The organism is Pseudomonas sp. ABC1 (assembly GCF_013395055.1).
Taxonomy (GTDB): Bacteria; Pseudomonadota; Gammaproteobacteria; order Pseudomonadales; family Pseudomonadaceae; genus Stutzerimonas.
Genome location: NZ_CP058349.1, coordinates 3,962,227 through 3,979,939 on the forward strand (window position 1 = coordinate 3,962,227; position 17,713 = coordinate 3,979,939).

Below are 17,713 nucleotides of genomic sequence, written 5' to 3' on the forward strand. Positions count from 1 at the left end.
CCCGTTAAGCGATAAACTGCAATGAGGTGAATCATGGCAAGACAATCAGTCCAGATGAAACAAACCCGTGGCCGATAGCGGTCGCCCGTGAGAGGGAGCTTTCGGCCAGAAGCGGACATCTGCTTATAGCCGGTGCCGACCTGAGGCGAACAGTATACTGTTGGCACCGACTCAGACTCTGAGTCTCCGCGCCGACAACCTAATGAGCCATCTGATATGTGCGCGGCCCCTACAAACATGCGGGATTGAGCTCGATGTTCGCGGACGTCGATAAGTCTCCCTCAAGGTGGCTTATTCCAGCGTTGGGGTTCAAATGAGAATACGGAAAGATACTCGAAAGGAATCAATGGCTCCTACGCTAGATGACCTGCTCAATGATGATCGGCTGGCACGGCTTTTTTCAACGGATGCTCGCCACTGTGCCTTGCAGCTGTGGATCTTGCAGATCAGGTTCGAGCAACAGATCGAAAATCGCATCGTCTATGGCCGTTTGCTCCCCTACAGTTACTCCAGTAATAGCTGGTCATACAGCGACGACAATAAATTTCAGGACTTTGGGTTGTTCCAGGCTCAGGTAGTCCGGCTCAACCTGTGCGTAAGCAGCGTCCACTGTGCGGAGCTTTTACGACAACTAAGCGTCGGCCACTCAATCTCAACAATCAGCGAAAACCTGAATATTGGGCTAGCGGACCAATTAAAAGCGCAGTTCGGCACGACCGCACTCGCTGCAGATGATCTGGTTTATCGACCCGCAGCCTACCTGCTCAATAGAGATGCGCATGACCGCCATTCAATCTCCAGCCCTCACGGTGGCTCCGGCGCTTTCAGTGCATCGATCTCTCAGAGAGACAAGGGGGCGCTGTTTCATCTGGGGCAGGGCTACGATGTCGCCTTGACCGAATTGGTAGTTAATCACCTGAGCGCAGATACAGGCCTGGACTTTGGAGGGGCTGATACCGTCAGATTTGGCGATATTGAGCTGTTAGTTTTTCCTGCGCTGGACGACCTAGAGCGATGTTTACTGAGCGCGAACTGGGTTGATAAACCTCGTGCCTTGGTTGCCCGCTTCAATCCGGCTCAGATACCTCACTTCAAAGGCTTCCAATTCCACCTGAAAGTCACGAACGGCGACCAAATTGTCTACTCAAATATCATCACTGCGAAACTTGATGCGGAAGGAATATTTGAGTGCAAGTTCGTTCTGGGCGACCAGTTGCATGCCAGGGTCGACGGCACAGAACTAGAGGTTTTCGGCATTCATGATGATCCTCTACGCGGGAGCACGCTGTGTTGCCGATGGGGAACCGGATACGTTAGAGAGATTCATTTTCAGGGGCATGCGGTGGGTCAAGGAGCCAACCCGGTCAAGTTCGATTGGCTAGAAAGAACTACTCGTCCCGCCACGTCGCCCCGGGTGAAAGCTGCCCTGACGATCAGCCGCAGAAATATGGATCTCGCCAGCCGTGTAGGTGGACGCGAGGCGGATCCTTGGGTTCCGGCTAACCGCGACCTCGCATCTTTGTTTACGCGGCTCCATCCGCCTAAGTCAGAGGGGTGTTTTTTCCAACGTTTTAGCCAAGGCAGTGGCGAGGGACGGCTGCAGTTTGTGGAGTGGTTTAAGACACTGCTAACCAAATACCAGCAGCATCAGGTGATTATCTTCGATCCGTATTTCGACTCCGCTGGCTTGGGATTGGTATTGATCTGTGCAGCACAGCAGACTGACTACATCGTCTTCAGATCCCTTCCAAAGCACATCAAGGAAGATAAACCCCTACGTCGTAAGTCCGATAAGACAGGCCAGGAAGGTGTTAATAACTTGCTGGCAAACTGCGAACAGAACCGCCATCTCATGGCGCGCTTCAAGCTACGTATCTACGGGCTTAAGGAAGGCCGACTGCATGACCGCTACATTCTAGTCATGGGATCAGATGGGCTACCGGTCGCGGGCTTCAATCTATCCAACTCGTTTCAGAAAGCCGCCGAAAACTACCCCCTATTGGTTACTCCAATTCCAGCGGATGTCCTGCTGCAGGTTGAACAATACAAGTCCGTGCTGTTACGGGAAACGGAGGCCGTACTGTCTGAGGGCGAAATCGGGAATCCTTCCATGCGGATTCTATTCGACTCCACAGCGCTGCCAATGGCACCGCGCCGTTATGAACCACTGCGCTTCTTAGAAAAGCCACAGGCAGGTGACGTACTAAGCGTATGGGCCGGAGAACCATCACTACAAGGGCTGAGTGGCGATCCGTTGAGGGAACGGATGGTGACACTGAACATACTCAAGGGGGACTCGCTCGCCCTGCCTGAGACGGAAAGCCTGCGCAATTGCCTAGAGCGGCAGACTGGCGATTTGGAAGGTTTCACAGCAACTTGGGAGGTGCTAGGCGAGTTGCTTGCACATTCACGCACTGAGAACAGCCACTTTCATGAACTCGAATTCGAGCGCGGTATTCTGAAGTGCTTGGTACAGTTCCTTAACTCATCGTTCAACCGAACGCATGAGCGGGGGGATGAGGAATTGGCTGTGGCAGACACTCGGTTCTTTCAGCAGCCGATTGAGACTTTGCTACGCAGCTCTTATCAACCACACCACTTTTGTCATGCGACAAAGTATTCAGCTCTAACCTGGGCGGAGTATTTCACCATTAAATTTCTTTGGTGGTATGCCTCAGACGCTCTGCTGGAAATTGTCGAGACGCAGATAGTCGACGTACCGATTGAACCGCAAGAGTCTGATGCAGTGAGGCTGTCCCTCTTAAGCCAGGTCATCAATGAAATTGCACTGTCACTGCAGTTCCAAATTAGTGAGGTACAACAGCGCCGGCTCGTCCATAGCAGTAGCGGTCTGCTGCAATGGATGGGACTGAACGCAATTGAGATGAAGTTGGAAAAATCTGGGAGGCTCGACAGCGTACTGCAGTTGGTGTCCGATTTTCCGTACGACGAACAGGTGCGAGCTCTAGGCTGGATGATTTGCCACGCGGCCGGGAGACCAGATAAAGGTGAGATATACAAAGGCCTAATCGCAGCACTCGATGGGGTAATGGCAGCGAACATCTCTGGCAAAGAACTAAGGCATATAGTCGACTCCATGCGCGGACATATGCGGCACCTAACTTGGGCCGAGCCGTGGCTCCCTCAGGATGTAATTTTCCCCTTGCTGCAAAATGATCGCGCAAATACTGACGATGCTTGCGGTATCTGGGTTCAGGAACTGACGATTTTACTGGAGCCAAAGCTTAAAAATCAGTCAAGGCTGTTTGAGCTTTCACGTGAGGGGAGGATGACCAACACAGCTGCTTTTCTCTTTGCTTATAGCGGCCACGAGCAGCAGCAGGACTGTCTGAAAAAGATGTGGAACATCTTGAGGCAGCAGCAACGGATCGTGCGTCAGCCTCTCGCTAGCACTTCTGATTGGACAAGATGGCACGATGCTTTAGTGGTATCGATGTGGATACTGACCTTTGCCCGTTGGAGTGAATACTACTTGCGTGAGCGCGGTATTACTGACAACGAACTGGAGCGACTGTCGTTGGACACCCGCGAGTTAGCGATGGTTAGACCGATGGACGAATGGAGGTCGGGGGGGGCCGGCAACGGCAATCTTGCTTTGTTCCTTGATCAAGTGGAGGCGCTCTTAGCCTCAAGTGCCGAGTAAGAAACGGGCGGATTACCTGTAATTAGGCTGTCCGCTTTTGGCCGACTCCAGCCTGTCGTCACCGGCAGCAACCGGCCCTAAGCCGCCATCCAGCGAGAAGCCAGAAAGCCCTCACTCATTGGCCAACATGGTCTGAAAACCTCGACTTCCTGCAGCCCCATGTCACGCGAGGTCGCAAACCGGACCACTGTACATAGGCATGCTCGGTTGTTTGTAACGAATTCGCTCACGGACCTGATCCAGCAACCGTGTAGCGCGCAACATAGGAGGGGAGGCGGGTTTCATGGCTGGAATTGGCACTGTATTTTCATATGGCAAACGCTCCGTCAAGCTAGGCTACAAGCCCCTTTCCGCGTTTTTTCGTGCTAATTTAGATCGCAAGCGCCAGATATGGCCTGCGGGTTGGTGCGGTCTGCATTACGTTAGGCATCAGGCAAAATTCATGACATTTGATAAAATAAGCGTTGATCGACTCAAAGAAATGGGAATCGACGCACGCGAATATCACCAGCAGCTCGCAGATCAGTTTGGCCATCAAAGCAAAATCTTCAAAAGCCTGATCGACTCCTTTTGGAACACGCCTTTGAAGCACCTGGACCATACTCAATTTAATGCTTTTTTTGCCACAACAAAAATTTCAACTGAAGATGCAATCCATGATTCGGCATACGATTTTTTTAACTATTTGAGATGCTTTAAGGACGGCGGAAAAATAGGTTTATACAAACACAGACAGGCCGAATGGAAGGGCCCAATAGTAAGACTGGCCAAGTCAGATTGCCCAAACCCAAAATTGAATCTTCTGGCAGGTAAAGATAATATCTACCGAGGCATGTCCTGCGCCGAGTTTGATTCGAGGGGTTTTGGGCAATCTTGGACAACAGACATAGAGGTGGCCAGAAAATTCGCCACCGCCACATACGAAGATCAACAAGATGGCATAGTTGCGGTTACAAGTCTAAACTTCAGCAATATTATTCACGTATTTGAGTGCGGCTCAGAGAGTGAGGTGGTAGTTGACATTGGTTCTATTACTTCGGTAAATAGGCTGGATGCCTAAAAATTCATTCAAACTGATGCCGCTTCGCGGTACGGCTTAATTCGGGCGTTAGCTGTCATGGGCACATTTCTTCAAAAAAAGGGTTGTGCCCTTTCGTCGCCTCTCTTGTCAAACGTTAGGTGTCGCCTCAAACACGTCACCGCTAATCATCTATATAAAATATGATTGCCTGGAAAAATTTAAGAAAATCGCCAGTTTTCTCAAAAATTCATAATGAATGGTCTGCGCTCTTAGATGACAACACAAGGAAAGAACAAGACTACCAGATCTTTCTACGGGAGCATGCTGGCTTCTTTTTTTCGAGAAAAAATGACATTTCTGGCGATCAACTTGTCTTGGAAAAGATTAGCCTCGGTTCAGATTACATAACGGATTTTGTAAATATTAATGGGAATCGGAGCTACGGTTTCGAATACACCTTTATTGAAATTGAGTCGCCACATGACGAAATTTACACTAGATCCGGAAAACAAACTTCTGACTTAAGCGGCGCACTTGAGCAAGTAAGGGATTGGAAGCGTTGGATTGCCGCAAACACAGACACTGCCAAACGCCTATTTCCCTCAAAGCGCTTCCTGATTACCGGCGTCCCCTCAATACGTTACATGGTTGTAATCGGCAGGAGAAACTCTAGCCAAGACGAAATAGAGAAGCGAAACCAAATTTTTCGAGACGAAGGCATAGAGATTCGATCCTTTGATTACTTGACCGACATATTACGGGCTAGGGATTTTCACTCTCACATCTGGATCTCTAATGATTTCAGTTTTATATCCGAAGCGGACAACAACGATTTTGCGAACCCGTTCTACACTGCCATATCGGATGCAACTTGGCGGGCGATGTTAAAAAAATTTCTCCAGAATTACTCGCATATGGTCGGTCAAAACATGGCCGTCATTATTGAAAGCCGTAAATATAATAAACAGCGAGAAAATGAATTTTTGGAATGGGTTGCAATGGATAGCGATAGAAATTCAATTGATGCTTGGGAAAAAGAATTGCTCAAGTACACCTAACAAATCGCTCCAGCGGCAGTCCGACAGCGAAGCTGGCAGACTGCCGCTGAACTCCATTGTTGAGCGTCTGCTTTGCCTAAATGCCACCGGCAGCTTATGGCCGGTAGCGGCCGTCGGCGAGAGGCCATTTGGAACTGCGAGTCAGTGACTGGCTATCTTCGGGTGTCGGCAAAGCGAACTGTCGGCGTGGGGTGAATAGGTGTCGGTTAGGCACGCGAATTGATGTCGGAACCAATACGAATACTCAGCCACTATTCAGTGGTACCAACCATGCTGGTGGACCCTACGAAAACGGTGGCGACGGTGTAGAGTCACTCTTTGCAGGTGCAGGTGTTGCTATTGAAGGTATCGCGCGGGCGCTGGTTGGTACTGCCGAGTTAGGCTATAAGGTGCTCACCTCTGCCCCCAGTCGTTTTGTCGGTTGCACACTACTGACCGGATTTAAATTCGATGAAAAAAATAATGGAGGCTGGCTCTAAATCCGAATGAGGTAGCCCCCGGCTGTGAGCGTTTCAATGTAATAGGTGATGTGTCCAGGTTCAGAGCAAGAATGGCTGTCGGACTTTAACTTTATTTGCTCTGATACTTTATGAAGTATGGGTGATTTTTTAGGTCACCCATTGCAGTGAAGGTCGCCGCGGTCCAAAGGTTGGTTTAATTATGGTGGATATGTTAGTGCGTAATCGTCATTTGTATTTTTCAATTCCATTGATGGCTTGTCTTTAATTTATTTCCAGCTATATATAGCCTATATTGTTGAAGGCATAATCATCTGAAGAAAGAAAAATCGGCGTAGTTTCTTGCATCGTTCTCATAAACCTGCCTTAGCCCGGCCATGATATCCAGAGATCTTGCAGATGCCTTGCTGTTAGAGTCGGTGTGCTCAATCTTACGGTTTACGATCTCTATTTCGTCCCCTTTTATGACCCATTCAAAGATTTCGGTGACTTTTTCTATAGCGGGGTTTTGGTCAACCTCTGCAATGCGTTTGAGCGCCTTCAGGTCTGCAAGTTTGCTCTTCTCCTGTGTTTCAATCCTTGCCTGCTCGTACCGTTCTAATGCTTTTTCTTCTCTGTATTCACTCTCTTGCAGGGCTAGCTTGGCGTCTTTGATTATTTCTTCTGTCTTTGATTTTATAGTGAGTTCCAGCTCTGAATTTATAATGGGTATAAGCCTTTTTGCTTCCTCTTTGTATTGCTTGCTCAAATTTTCTATGTATTCGTTGTCTTTCTCTGCGCTTTTAGAGAAAGAAGGCCTGGAGGCTGCTCTGGCTTTTTGGAATCCCAGCTTTTGAGATATGTCAGAAAGTTTCTCTGTCTTGCTACTTAGGCTGAGGTAATTCTTGGCGTCTGAGGAAATTGAAAATCCTTGTGCTTCTTTTTGATTAAGCGAGCTTAGGAGGTTTTTTATATTTTTCACTTCAGGGCTGTTTTGTACTTGTTTTTCAATGGATTCAGGTGTTGTGTCAGTGGATTCCTTTAGCCGGTGATTACTTTCTTGTTCTTTCAGATAGGCCTCCCTCGCTTCACTTTCTTTTCTTGCAAGAAATTCCTTATTTGCTTCTGTTTCATTGGCTATCTGTAGCCTTGTTTGCTCTTTCTGCGCCCTAATGTACTCGGATGCTCCTTTTATTTCACACCTGTACTGGACCAGTTTTCTATCTCTTGAGTCTTTCTTCGTTGTCCATGTGACATGCTCGCAAATCTCTCTATTACTGAACGCTTGGTCAATGGTATAGGTGTCATTGAATTCGAGTCTTGAGGATTTAATGCTTTCGATGTCTTGATCGCATCCTGTCAGTGCAGCGATGGCTATCAGTAATGGAAGCGCTTTATGTGGTCTCATGATGGTTTGGTCTATGTCTAAGATAGTTGAATTTATTTGATTCTGATGGACTTGGTTAGTGGCCAATACTGGTGTCGCTTTACCATGCGACTCGGCAACTGTTGTAGGGATCGTTGAGCGGTAGAAGGACGTTGCCAATGTTCTTGACCGGCAGGTTGACAGTCTGGCCATCAGCAGTGATTTGCAGTCGATTGGCTCGATACAAATCCTCCCAGAACGCATGCTTGAAAATATCTGCACAGACTCGGCAATCCGTGTTGAAGGGATTGCTGTACAGCTCGCCGTCGACAATCACATCGAAGCCTGCACCTTCATCCGAGCTATACCGCTTTCCCTGTATCGTTGCGAAAGCGCTGATGTAGCGATCTTCGTCATCAGGGCAAGAAATATTCAGTTCATTTCCATTGCCATCGTCGACCAGGTATTCGGTGGTGCCCATGGCCCAGCCAGATGTCCATTCATAGGTTCCAGCCTGTGCTGTAACGACGATCAGAAAGCCCAGGAGCGGTAATAAAAGAAGTTGGGTAAGCGATTTACTCATTCGGATGGTTCCCTGTATCAGGTGAGTGGAATATAAAGAGAGGGCGATTTTATTAGTGATCAGTTTTCCTTTGTTCACTGCATGTTTTGTTGACCAGCTTAGAGTCTAAGCTGGTCTTGTTCTTGCCGTGCGTTTTGGTTGAGTGTGCTGTTGTTGATATATGGAGAGTCAGGCCATTGTGCTCAATAGAACCAATGCAAAGCAGCCAATCCAGACACTGAAGTAAGCCAGGTTATGCTTCAATTGTTTGGCGCGCTGGTAGAGGTAGACCGGTACGAGCCAGACCCAGCCTTTGAACGCGCTGGTGTTGTGGCCGGCTTTCTGCAGGCGCTTTTCATCCAGTACGGAAAGCAAGATGTTCAGCGCGATGGTGATGTAGAAGAACTTGCTTTCGGCGACAGCTTCCATGGCGCTGTTTTCATCGCCGTAGACCAGCATGGCGATAAAGCTCTCAAGGAACAGGCCCAGGAGCGGGGCGAACGCCAGTACCCAGACCAGCGTGTTGTTGACGTTCCGGCCCGTCAGGGGAGGCGGAGCCACCCGGTCAAGGTGTACTCGCAAAGGGGTGTCTTCCAGCTTCACCCAGTCCGAGAAACCCTGTTTCCAGACACTGCTGCCGTGGCCGAGCTTGCCTGACTGGATCAGGGCGATCATCGCCGGCTCATCGATGCCTCCGAGGCGCTGGCCTTTTTCTTCATAGAACCACTTGTCTGCTGTGATGGCGGACGTTTCCTTCATTTTGAATTTCCTTCTGTGGGTTACGTTGCTGTGTGCGTGGATGTGGAGAGGGGGCTGGACTTCCTGCCTGGTCACCTCCTTTTGTGATTAAAAACAACCTAATAGGTTGAGTCTCGGTTTTCCAAGTCCTTCATGTCAATGGGGTTGTGCCTCGACCATCTAGGTTGACTGGAGGGTGAGATGCCAAAGACCGATGTGAAGAAGCTGGCGGATGTCGTAGGGCGCGCGATTGCGCGTCAGCGGGTGCGCTGCAAGCTGAGCCAGGAACAGGTCGCCGAGCGATTGGGGATAGGCAGTGAGGCGGTGTCACGTATCGAGCGTGGGATCGTGATGCCCAACATCGAGCGATTGGCCGAGCTGGCCGAGATTTTTGGCTGCGAAACGGCTGAACTACTGACTGAAGCAAGTGCTCGTGCCGAGGACCAGGCCCGTCACCTTCATTCCCTGCTTGCAATCCTGGACAAGGACGACAGGCAACTCGTCATGGGCGTGGTTGAAAGCCTTGTAGAGCGCCTGGCACGTAGCTGAAGTGCTCAGCTTCAACTGGCAGGCTCTTCTGCTGTGGCCGTACCAGCATCCTGCTCATCGAACAGCGCCCCGCAGCGCAGGCAGAGACAGTCATACCCCCTGAACTGGAATTTCCTGACGTCATGGATAAATGCCTCTGTCCCGCTCTGGCTCGATAGCGCGCTGGATAAGCCCGCCATGATCAGGTTGGCGACAGGTTCCAGAGGCTCCGCACCAGGACGCTCCGGGACTTCCTTACGGGGACGTTGAATGCCCTGCAAAAAACCATTCAGAGCGCCTACCAGTAAAGCGATTGCCCGTGCTTCGTTCTGGGAAAGCACGATGGATGACTCACAGAGGCCATGCTGTATTCCTTTTGATTAAGCAGTGGAGACAAGGCGCTGAGGATCAGCGCCTGGATGTGATGTGGATGCCTGCGCGTCGCAGCAGCCAGCTGAACAGTGCGAGTGCCAGGGCACCCACCAGCAGCACTGGCCAGAAACGCAGCGCGAGTACCAGTAGGGCGATTGCAACGGTGCAACTGGCCAGTACGCCGACGAACACGAACAGCAGGACGATGAAGCGAATAAGGTTCATGCCTTGGCCTCCTGCATTACAGGTAGCCCAACTGGGCGAGTGACACGAAGCCTTCGCGCCCCACGACGATGTGGTCCAGCGTACGAGTGCCCACCAGCTCGAGCGCAGTCTTGAGCTTCTTGGTCAGGAGGTAGTCGGCCTGGCTAGGCTCCGGATCGCCCGATGGGTGGTTGTGCACCAGCACCACGGAGGCTGCGTTGTGCTTGAGGACGGTCTTGGCCACTTCGCGTGGATAGACACGGGTGGTGTCGATCGTGCCCCGGAACACTTCCCGAAAGCCGATGATCCGGTTCTTGCTGTCGAGCATCAGCAGGGCAAAGACTTCATGCTCCAGGTCCTGCAACAGCGTTTGCAGATGTTCGGCAGCTTGCTGAGGGTTGCCGAGGTGTTTTCCCTTGGCCATTCGCCGGTTGGCCAACTGCTGGGCCATGCGCAGGATGTCGGCTTCGGTGACGGGGGAATCGATGACGTAGCTGCCGGCCTTTTCTCCGGCCTGGAGTTTGTGGAGTTTCATGGACAGGTACCTGCCGACAGCGAACCATCAGAAGCTCGCTGCCGGGATAAGGGGATTATTGAAGGGCTGACGGCGAGGCATTGCGCCTGGCCTGGGATTCCAGCTTTTCGGCCAGAGACGCTTTGCTGGAGCCGGGGGCTTCTGCTGGTGTTGGTTGGGGGAGGGAGGCTGACTCAGGGAAGAACTCTTCGACGACACTGCCGCCATCGTCGGCGTCTTCCTCGAAAGCGCCGTTGCCAAATCCCTGGCGAGCGGCGGTATCCAGGGCCGCTTGGTCGAAGCCGGCCGCCTGGCGGCTTTCATCCAGTTGTCTCGCCGTCTGCAAGGCCTCTTCTACCGACAGGCCGCTACGCACAGTGATGTCGACGTAGAAGATCGGCGTGCCATGACTTTGCCGGGTGGATTTGCCGCGCAGGCGCAACTCCAGTGGCAGGCATGCCAGGCGGTCACCCGAGATGGCCCGGAAATATTGCAGCCGGGCGACCAGCGTACGGATGCTGTTGAATCCTGTGGTACGGAAGACAAAACTGCCCAGCGGATCGTCATCGCCGATCACCACATTCAAACGCCCATAGGGTTTACAGGCGTTGCCCCTGGCCAGCGGGCAGGCATCCGGCGAGGGGCAGGGCAGTGACTGGATACCGTCCTTGCCCAACCGCTTGCACGTCTCGCCATTGCCGACACAGACCGGGCGCCCGGTCTGCCGGTCGAACATGGTGTAGTCGGCACGGAAGTTCAGCTTCGGTTCGTTGAACAGCAGGCGAATCGGAATGCTGCGCAGCTTGCCCTCCTGGGATTTGCGCAACTCATCGTTGAGCGGGTGCAGCAGCCAGCCATCCTTGCTTTGCACCTGGGAGGTGATGGTGAACTGATCGTCTTTCTCGGGCAGGCGCTTGCCATTCTTTTCGACGACCCTGCCAATGGAAATCCGCCCGAGCACAGGCGGGGTGATTGCTAGGCCTTTCAGCATGGTGGTTCTCCTTGAAATGAAAAAGGCCAGCCCATGCAGTTCGCGCTGCATGAGCTGGCCTGTGAGGGAGGGTTGGGAAATCAGTTGATCAGGAAGCGGCGGCTACCTTCCTTGCGTTTGGCGTAGTGCGATTGCAGGCCGGGTTGCTCTTTCAGCAAGCGCTCGACATCGAGCACCAGACTGTCCTTGGCTTTCTTCCAGGTGATACAGCCGTTGAAAAAGGCTGCTTTGGTTGCTTCGCCCATGGCGTGTTGCAGCATCTGCTTGAGCTGGGCCTCGCGGGACTCCTTCTCTGCAATGGATTGCCGTACAGCCTTGAGCTCCAGATAAGCGGCCGCCAGCCCGGCATGGCCGCTGAAATCGACGACCTGGCCATTGTCCTGCGGGTACAGGCAACGCAACGCCATCTCAGCCGAAGCACTGCCATCCGCTGGCGGTGGCGTATCGCTTTCCACGTACTGCCAGAAGCGGCGTTCCAGTTCGATCAGACGGGCGATCATCTGCTCGTCTCGCTCGATGCGGTGGATTTCCAGCGTCTGGCCACCGAGCAGCACGGCCACATCCGCAGCCTGCTTGCCGGTGACGGCAAGTTGGTGCATCACCTGCAACTGCACATATTCAGGCACGCCCTCTTTCCAGAGGCGTGCCCCGTTTATGCCGGCTGTCTTGCATTCCAGGATCTGTACATCTTCGGCACCGATCACCTCACGGTCGATATTGGCCAGCATCCAGGGCAGATCGGGATTTGGATGCTGCAGCACGGCGTTGATGCGTCGCACCTTGTTGCCGGTGCGCTTGCTGTAGTGCCAGGCCACGATAGGTTCCAGCACGTTGCCCCAGTAGGCCGGGCTTTCCTCGTCCTGGGGATCGGTCTTTGGCAGTCCGGCATCGCGACCGGTCTTCTCCAGCCACAGTTCCAGTTGTGATTTGTACGGATTGAGGCCAACCGCTGCTGCCGCATCCGAACTGCCGATGCCTTGCTTGCGCACAGCCAGCCAGTCTTCGCGGGGCAGTTCCTTGGTGCTGACCAGGCGCAGGGCAGGGCGTTTCTTCTGGGCGCTGCTGTTCAATGGCGTTGCTTTCATCATATTCACCATGCAGACGTAGAAACGCCCAGTCAGCACGAGGCTGACTGGGCGTTTATGAGGTTTGAGTCGGTTCGGGAAGTCGTGGATATACCGTTGACATATCCCTTTTTATTGCTAGATTGGGATATACATAAGACATATCCCTTGGAGGTGTTCCATGGAACAAGGTGCTGTTTTCCAGAGCAACCGCAGCCAGGCGGTGCGATTACCCAAGGCAGTAGCACTGCCTGAGGATGTAAAGCGGGTCGATGTCGTGGTGGTGGGGCGTACCCGGATCATTACCCCGGCAGGCGAGGCGTGGGATAGCTGGTTCGATGGCGAGGGTGTGACCGCCGACTACATGGCCGATCGTGAACAGCCAGCAGACCAGGAGCGGGATGCATTCTGATGCTGAAGTTCATGCTCGATACCAACATTTGCATCTTCACCATCAAGAATCGGCCGGAGCAGGTACGTGAGACCTTCAAGCGCCACTCAGGGCAGTTGAGCATCAGCACGATCACATTGATGGAACTGATCTATGGTGCGGAGAAGTCCTCCAACCCCGAGCGTAACCTGGCTGACGTTGAAGGCTTTGCAGCACGACTGGACGTCCTGCCCTATGACAGCCAGGCGGCGACTCACTCGGGTCAACTGCGTTCCGAACTGGCCCGTGTTGGCAAACCGATAGGCCCGTACGACCAGATGATTGCAGGGCACGCTCGCTCCCAAGGACTGATTCTGGTGACGAATAATCTTCGAGAGTTCGAGCGCGTCCCAGGTTTGCGAGTAGAGGACTGGGTGAATCCCTGAGTCATGACGATCCGCTACTCGAGCCCCCTGATCCCGGCAAGGATCAGAAGGGCTATGGGCTATGCCGCAGCCTTTAAGCGGCAAGCTGCAGTGCTGCGTCCAGGGCGCGTTGCTTGATCTGCGCACCCTGACCGAACCAGGCTGAGTCGAGGCGGTATTCGGTGCTGCGAGCACGGCGCTCATGGTCGACGTACTCGGTCACGGCGTTGAGCAAGCCCCAGGCGGTGCCGCGGGCGGACTCCATATTCGAGCCACGACCCCGGCCTTCATACAGCTCCTGTACCTTGCGCAGAGCGCGTTCGTTCGGCAGCACTTCCGGCAGGGCGCCGGTCGGCGAGGTTTCGCACAATACATTCATGAAGTAGCCCAAGGCCTCATGCCACTGCACCTTGCGTTCGGCCAGCGCGCGCATGCGATACATGAAGTCGTCCCATTGCGAGACGGCGATACCGAGCTGTTTCTTCACGGCATTGGAGTCGAAGCGGGTGTTGTGCGGTACCTTGATTGCGCGAGATGTACCGTCCAGGGCGACAGTCAGGGTGTTGTTGCACACCACACGCACCGTGGTCGGCGTTGCCGTGGTGGCCAGGGTGCCATCGCAGGAGGTGGCCAGCAGCAGATAGCCATTGACCTGGTCATGGCCCTTAATCGCAGTCCCTTGACCGGTACGCGCCAGTGCCCAGAACTTGCGGCCACCCTTGAGCACGCCAGCGGTTTCCAGCTCGTAGCCGGAGACCTCGGTGAGATCGCGGTAGAACTCCAGCACCTCGCGCGGCTGTACGGTGTGGTAGCGCTTGGATACCACTGACAGCGGTGCTTTGGTGTCGGAACGGAAGAGCACTTTCTGCTCGGGGAAGGAGTGGATGGTGCCCAGATGACCGATGGCATCGGACTTGAAGTGAACGGGGCTTTCCTGGATCTGCCAGTCCATGCCGGCTTCACGTTGCCAGACTTCGATGGGTTGCTTGCGCGGCAGGTTGTTGCCCAGGCCGTGCCAGGGTGTCGAGCCGACATAAGCCATTTGTTCGATGTGATGAGCCATGAGATAGATTCCTGTAGGTGAGCCGGCATAAAGCGCTGCGTAGCACGCAGCACAGGCCGGAAGTAATGAATAAAAGGGAAGGAGAGTGCTGCTGGATCAGACCGGCAGGTTGAAGCGGTGCCCGCAAATCAGGCACAGGTTGTTGGCCAGTACGTGGCGATCCAGCTTGTCGCCAAGCTGAGCACCAAGGGCACAGCCCCCGACACCGCCGACGAGGCCGCCAAGGATGGCGCCCGATACAGATCCGAGCGTGATGCCCAAGGGGCCGGCAACAGCACCAATTACTGCACCAGCCTGACCACCGGCCAGGGCAGCACTGGCACCACGAGCGGCACCGCCTACAGCACCAACTGCTGCGGCGATCTTCATGGCTGGGTGGAGTGAAGCGACTTTGGGGGAATGACAGCGGGGGCACTGCAATGACATGGGTTGAGACTCCAGGGTGGGGATGTCATGGCAGTGATGTAGGACTGAGATTTCTTCGAATTGAATGGCTTCGCCAAATTTCGCTGCGGCCGGTAGAGGGTGTAGTGGTCAACAATTCCCGGACACAGGATTAAGTTTTTCTTCCGCAACCGCTGGTGGTACGAAACTGTTGTGCCGATGTGGTCTTGTCCAGTTGTACCACTGCATGAGATAGCGACCGATGTCCTGCTCGGCCAACGCAGCCGTCATGTAACCCATCGCCGGCACCCACTCTGTTTTCAGGCTACGAAACAGACGCTCCATCCCGGAGCATGGCCACGATACTACGACTGCCCGCCGAGCTACGACTTTGGCTGAACAGCTCGTGGATACGGCTACGCAGCCTACTCGGTGGACATCGATACGACACCGCCGAGCCTGGTAAGCGTAATAACAAGATCGGGGTATTTCGAACACTGAGCACAACAGTTGAACCGGGTAGTTTTTCGCCAACTGCCGAATCGACTTCAACGTCTGCGCCCGTGTTCCTCGGCCATCAAGAGCGCAGTGGCCTCCTTTAATATTTTCTTCTCAAGCTCCAGGCGGTGGATGCGTGCCTGAAGTTCCTGGATCGTTTGCTGCTCCGGCGTGAGCGCCTTGGCCTTGGGCGTAATGCCCCCTCGCTCCGACTGCAGTTGGGCGACCCAGCGGCGCAAAACGCTCTCTCCCACGTCGAGAGATTTGGCGGCCTCAGGGCAACTGTAACCTTGGTCGAGGACCAAGCTGGCAGCCTCGCGCTTGAACGTCGGCGTGAAGGTACGTCGTTGTCTATTCATCGAACACCTCTGTATGGCGATCATTCTCGCCTAAAAAGGTGTCCGGGATTAGTAGACCACTACAGGGTGACTTAAATGAGCGTCATGACACGATTTACGCGCTGGCTGAACAAGGTGGCCACTGAAAACTTCAGATCTTGCCGGGAGACTCTAAGACGCATTCGTGGGTTATGAAACCGCTCGATGTGGTCGAATATATCCGCCCGTGCTTCATCACGAGTTCGATGCGACTGATGGACAACGCGCTCCTGCTTGAGCAGACCCTAGAAGCCTTCATAGACAGCGTTGGCGCCGGCAATGTCCGACGGCACTCATACTGCAGACCAGCGTGTTGAGAGTCAGAAAGCGCTGGTAGTCAGCACTGGTAAAGGCGCCGAACACGCTGCGTCGCAACAGAGGGCATCAGCTGTCGGGATCAGAAAACACATGCCCGCAGGCCTGGCATTCGAAGTTGTCGAGCACCCGGGCATCGATCTCCTCGCCGAGTCGGGCACCCGCCAGACTACCCACGGCGACCCCGGTCAAGCCGCCAAGAATGGCGCCCGCCAGACCGCCCAGCGCGATACCCTCTGGCCCGGCGACGGCGCGCTGCGTGCACCCACCACCGCATTGGCAGCGCCTGTCGCCGCACCACCCGCAGCGCCAGCAGCCCCGCCCACCTTGCGGGCGATATTGCGTGTTCGGACACGCTCGGAATTACAGAAAGGACAGTGGATCGACATCGTTCAGACTCCATACGTAGGGAAGGGCTGAAGGGGGCGATAGCTGCCCGTCTTCCCTTAGGTAATACAGGTCTGAAAATTTTTTGAATCGAGCTAGGTCACGTGAACCTGGGCGGGTTAGGTGCTTGTAGGTGCTGCTACCGATCAAGTAGGCGTACAAGTAAGCGATCAAGCATCGTAAATTTTTAATTTAATTGGGTTTATCGCCCTTCGGGTCGATGAATTCGCTACGGAGGGCTTAGATTTGAGAGGGGGGAGGTCGAGCGAGAGGCAAATCCTTATCAGTGGTAAAGCCAGTCTCGCAAGTCATCTAAATTGCCTACCACGATCTGCTGGGCAATAGCCTTGGTATGCACCTTGGTGGGGTCTATCTGATAGCGCTGCAGCACGTATTGCACCAGAGGGCCGCGGGTCTCGATGACGAGCTGCCCATCTTGCATTCCATAGTCGGCTTCGATGATCGAGCGCTGCCGTGGTTCGAGCCTAGAGTCTGGAGTGATAATGACTGAAACCCGTGTTTCCCAATCATCATCGTGTTCGCGGCCTTGCTCGGATCGGTCGTCCATCAGCTCTGGAGTGTCCCTGAAGCGACTAAGCACAAAGTCCCGGTAGTCACGGTTTTTCTCGCAGTAGGCGCGTACGTGCCAGCGTATGCCTGTATAGATCAGTGTATGTGGAGCTATCAGACGCGTTTCGCTCTCAGGGGTGCTGAAGGAAACGTAATCACACTCAAGGCGCAGGTTATCTCGGCAGGCCTTGAGCAGTGGCCGCAAAACCTCAGGACGTACCGAACGATCCGGTACACCCAGCACTTCGGTATGCGTGTAGGCGACAGCCAGGCCCTCAATGTGAGGTGCGCGCTCGTGGTTCTGGTTCAGCAGATGAAGATAGGCGCTAGCGCTGTCGTCGATAAAAAGCGGTTTGAACTGTTTGCTGGGTACATACCCCTTCAAATGCTTGTCATATTCAAGGTTCTTCGGCGCATGCTCTGCGATGTAGGTATTGATGTCCTTGGAGGCCTGTTGGCGGCTGATTCCAAAGCTCTGCATCAGGTGATTGGTGGTCAGACGGCCCTCCCACCAAGCTACTGTTTCGATCAGGCGGTAGCGAAGCGCCAAGTCCCAGCGCACGGATTCGATCGATTGCTTGCGTTTCATAGCCACTCCACCTGCACGAAAACTTTACCTGTACGTGTAAACACTCTGGATGTGTCTTTTTAGATTACATATCCTTGACAGGCCACTCAAGCGAGACCGCTACTCAGCTTTGATTTTCATATGGCCTTGGGCCAGTCTGAGCAATTCAGCATCTGGTATTTGAGATGTAATGCGTCATAACACGACTAATGTCGACGTGCCATTTTGCAGTGGCTA

At 53.6% G+C, this 17,713-nt stretch carries 16 protein-coding genes and 2 pseudogenes; 6 read left to right on the plus strand and 12 right to left on the minus strand.

Annotation, left to right across the window (positions count from 1 at the left end; genetic code table 11):
- Window positions 1–313: 313 nt before the first annotated feature.
- From HW090_RS17495 to HW090_RS17505, 3 genes are all read left to right on the plus strand, one after another.
- Complete coding sequence (locus HW090_RS17495; protein ID WP_256930693.1) at window positions 314–3,664, plus strand: VPA1262 family protein; 3,351 nt, start codon at window positions 314–316, stop codon at window positions 3,662–3,664.
- 283 nt (window positions 3,665–3,947) lie between these two features.
- Window positions 3,948–4,724, plus strand: coding sequence for a hypothetical protein (locus HW090_RS17500; protein WP_179114720.1), 777 nt, complete (start codon window positions 3,948–3,950; stop codon window positions 4,722–4,724).
- Window positions 4,725–4,885: 161 nt separating this feature from the next.
- Window positions 4,886–5,743, plus strand: a complete 858-nt coding sequence (locus HW090_RS17505) for a Shedu anti-phage system protein SduA domain-containing protein (RefSeq protein ID WP_179114721.1) — start codon at window positions 4,886–4,888, stop codon at window positions 5,741–5,743.
- Window positions 5,744–6,511: 768 nt separating this feature from the next.
- Here the strand turns inward: HW090_RS17505 and HW090_RS17510 are convergent.
- From HW090_RS17510 to HW090_RS17520, 3 genes are all read right to left on the minus strand, one after another.
- Window positions 6,512–7,588: a hypothetical protein gene (locus HW090_RS17510; RefSeq protein ID WP_179114722.1), complete on the minus strand. Its 1,077-nt coding sequence runs from the start codon at window positions 7,586–7,588 to the stop codon at window positions 6,512–6,514.
- A gap of 79 nt (window positions 7,589–7,667) precedes the next feature.
- Entirely contained in the window at window positions 7,668–8,129 is a 462-nt protein-coding gene (locus HW090_RS17515) for a hypothetical protein (RefSeq protein ID WP_179114723.1), read from the minus strand.
- Window positions 8,130–8,297: 168 nt separating this feature from the next.
- Window positions 8,298–8,867, minus strand: coding sequence for a DUF4339 domain-containing protein (locus tag HW090_RS17520; protein WP_179114724.1), 570 nt, complete (start codon window positions 8,865–8,867; stop codon window positions 8,298–8,300).
- Window positions 8,868–9,047: 180 nt separating this feature from the next.
- Between HW090_RS17520 and HW090_RS17525 the strand changes: the two genes are divergently transcribed.
- Window positions 9,048–9,395 carry a helix-turn-helix domain-containing protein gene (locus tag HW090_RS17525; RefSeq protein WP_179114725.1) on the plus strand — a complete coding sequence of 116 codons (348 nt, stop codon included), beginning with the start codon at window positions 9,048–9,050 and terminating at the stop codon, window positions 9,393–9,395.
- Between the two features lie 387 nt (window positions 9,396–9,782).
- Here HW090_RS17525 and HW090_RS17530 read toward each other — a convergent pair whose 3' ends face one another.
- The 4 genes from HW090_RS17530 to HW090_RS17545 form a co-directional block, all read right to left on the minus strand.
- A complete protein-coding gene (locus HW090_RS17530; protein ID WP_179114726.1) occupies window positions 9,783–9,971 on the minus strand; it encodes a hypothetical protein in 189 nt (62 codons plus the stop codon).
- Between the two features lie 16 nt (window positions 9,972–9,987).
- A complete protein-coding gene (radC, locus tag HW090_RS17535; protein ID WP_179114727.1) occupies window positions 9,988–10,485 on the minus strand; it encodes a DNA repair protein RadC in 498 nt (165 codons plus the stop codon).
- 55 nt (window positions 10,486–10,540) lie between these two features.
- The gene (locus HW090_RS17540; protein WP_179114728.1) at window positions 10,541–11,455 is read right to left on the minus strand and encodes a hypothetical protein; all 915 of its coding nucleotides are present in this window, start codon (window positions 11,453–11,455) and stop codon (window positions 10,541–10,543) included.
- 80 nt (window positions 11,456–11,535) lie between these two features.
- The gene (locus HW090_RS17545) at window positions 11,536–12,540 is read right to left on the minus strand and encodes a YqaJ viral recombinase family protein (RefSeq protein ID WP_179114729.1); all 1,005 of its coding nucleotides are present in this window, start codon (window positions 12,538–12,540) and stop codon (window positions 11,536–11,538) included.
- Between the two features lie 160 nt (window positions 12,541–12,700).
- On the opposite strand from HW090_RS17545, the gene vapB reads away from it, so the two are divergent.
- Together vapB and vapC are read left to right on the plus strand one after the other, a co-directional pair.
- Window positions 12,701–12,931, plus strand: coding sequence for a type II toxin-antitoxin system VapB family antitoxin (vapB, locus tag HW090_RS17550; RefSeq protein WP_179114730.1), 231 nt, complete (start codon window positions 12,701–12,703; stop codon window positions 12,929–12,931).
- Entirely contained in the window at window positions 12,931–13,335 is a 405-nt protein-coding gene (gene vapC, locus HW090_RS17555) for a tRNA(fMet)-specific endonuclease VapC (RefSeq protein ID WP_179114731.1), read from the plus strand. The genes vapB and vapC overlap by 1 nt, the downstream gene beginning before the upstream one ends.
- A gap of 73 nt (window positions 13,336–13,408) precedes the next feature.
- On the opposite strand, the gene HW090_RS17560 is transcribed toward vapC, so the two are convergent.
- The 5 genes and pseudogenes from HW090_RS17560 to HW090_RS17585 form a co-directional block, all read right to left on the minus strand.
- Window positions 13,409–14,377 carry a DUF932 domain-containing protein gene (locus tag HW090_RS17560; protein WP_179114732.1) on the minus strand — a complete coding sequence of 323 codons (969 nt, stop codon included), beginning with the start codon at window positions 14,375–14,377 and terminating at the stop codon, window positions 13,409–13,411.
- Between the two features lie 96 nt (window positions 14,378–14,473).
- Window positions 14,474–14,746, minus strand: coding sequence for a hypothetical protein (locus HW090_RS17955; protein ID WP_256930694.1), 273 nt, complete (start codon window positions 14,744–14,746; stop codon window positions 14,474–14,476).
- Between the two features lie 165 nt (window positions 14,747–14,911).
- Window positions 14,912–15,618, minus strand: a pseudogene (locus HW090_RS17570) (transposase).
- 71 nt (window positions 15,619–15,689) lie between these two features.
- A pseudogene (locus HW090_RS17960) lies at window positions 15,690–15,987 on the minus strand (IS3 family transposase); the annotation flags it as partial.
- Between the two features lie 634 nt (window positions 15,988–16,621).
- Entirely contained in the window at window positions 16,622–17,497 is an 876-nt protein-coding gene (locus tag HW090_RS17585; protein ID WP_179114734.1) for a YafY family protein, read from the minus strand.
- Window positions 17,498–17,713: the final 216 nt, after the last annotated feature.

Coding starts and splice junctions, on each gene's coding strand:
- HW090_RS17545 (WP_179114729.1), bottom strand. CDS start 12,540: ATGAAAGCAACGCCATTGAACAGCAGCGCCCAGAAGAAACGCCCTGCC.
- HW090_RS17495 (WP_256930693.1), top strand. CDS start 314: ATGAGAATACGGAAAGATACTCGAAAGGAATCAATGGCTCCTACGCTA.
- HW090_RS17955 (WP_256930694.1), bottom strand. CDS start 14,746: ATGAAGATCGCCGCAGCAGTTGGTGCTGTAGGCGGTGCCGCTCGTGGT.
- HW090_RS17525 (WP_179114725.1), top strand. CDS start 9,048: ATGCCAAAGACCGATGTGAAGAAGCTGGCGGATGTCGTAGGGCGCGCG.
- HW090_RS17540 (WP_179114728.1), bottom strand. CDS start 11,455: ATGCTGAAAGGCCTAGCAATCACCCCGCCTGTGCTCGGGCGGATTTCC.
- vapC (WP_179114731.1), top strand. CDS start 12,931: ATGCTGAAGTTCATGCTCGATACCAACATTTGCATCTTCACCATCAAG.
- HW090_RS17510 (WP_179114722.1), bottom strand. CDS start 7,588: ATGAGACCACATAAAGCGCTTCCATTACTGATAGCCATCGCTGCACTG.
- HW090_RS17530 (WP_179114726.1), bottom strand. CDS start 9,971: ATGAACCTTATTCGCTTCATCGTCCTGCTGTTCGTGTTCGTCGGCGTA.
- HW090_RS17515 (WP_179114723.1), bottom strand. CDS start 8,129: ATGAGTAAATCGCTTACCCAACTTCTTTTATTACCGCTCCTGGGCTTT.
- vapB (WP_179114730.1), top strand. CDS start 12,701: ATGGAACAAGGTGCTGTTTTCCAGAGCAACCGCAGCCAGGCGGTGCGA.
- HW090_RS17585 (WP_179114734.1), bottom strand. CDS start 17,497: ATGAAACGCAAGCAATCGATCGAATCCGTGCGCTGGGACTTGGCGCTT.
- radC (WP_179114727.1), bottom strand. CDS start 10,485: ATGAAACTCCACAAACTCCAGGCCGGAGAAAAGGCCGGCAGCTACGTC.
- HW090_RS17520 (WP_179114724.1), bottom strand. CDS start 8,867: ATGAAGGAAACGTCCGCCATCACAGCAGACAAGTGGTTCTATGAAGAA.
- HW090_RS17500 (WP_179114720.1), top strand. CDS start 3,948: ATGGCTGGAATTGGCACTGTATTTTCATATGGCAAACGCTCCGTCAAG.
- HW090_RS17560 (WP_179114732.1), bottom strand. CDS start 14,377: ATGGCTCATCACATCGAACAAATGGCTTATGTCGGCTCGACACCCTGG.
- HW090_RS17505 (WP_179114721.1), top strand. CDS start 4,886: ATGATTGCCTGGAAAAATTTAAGAAAATCGCCAGTTTTCTCAAAAATT.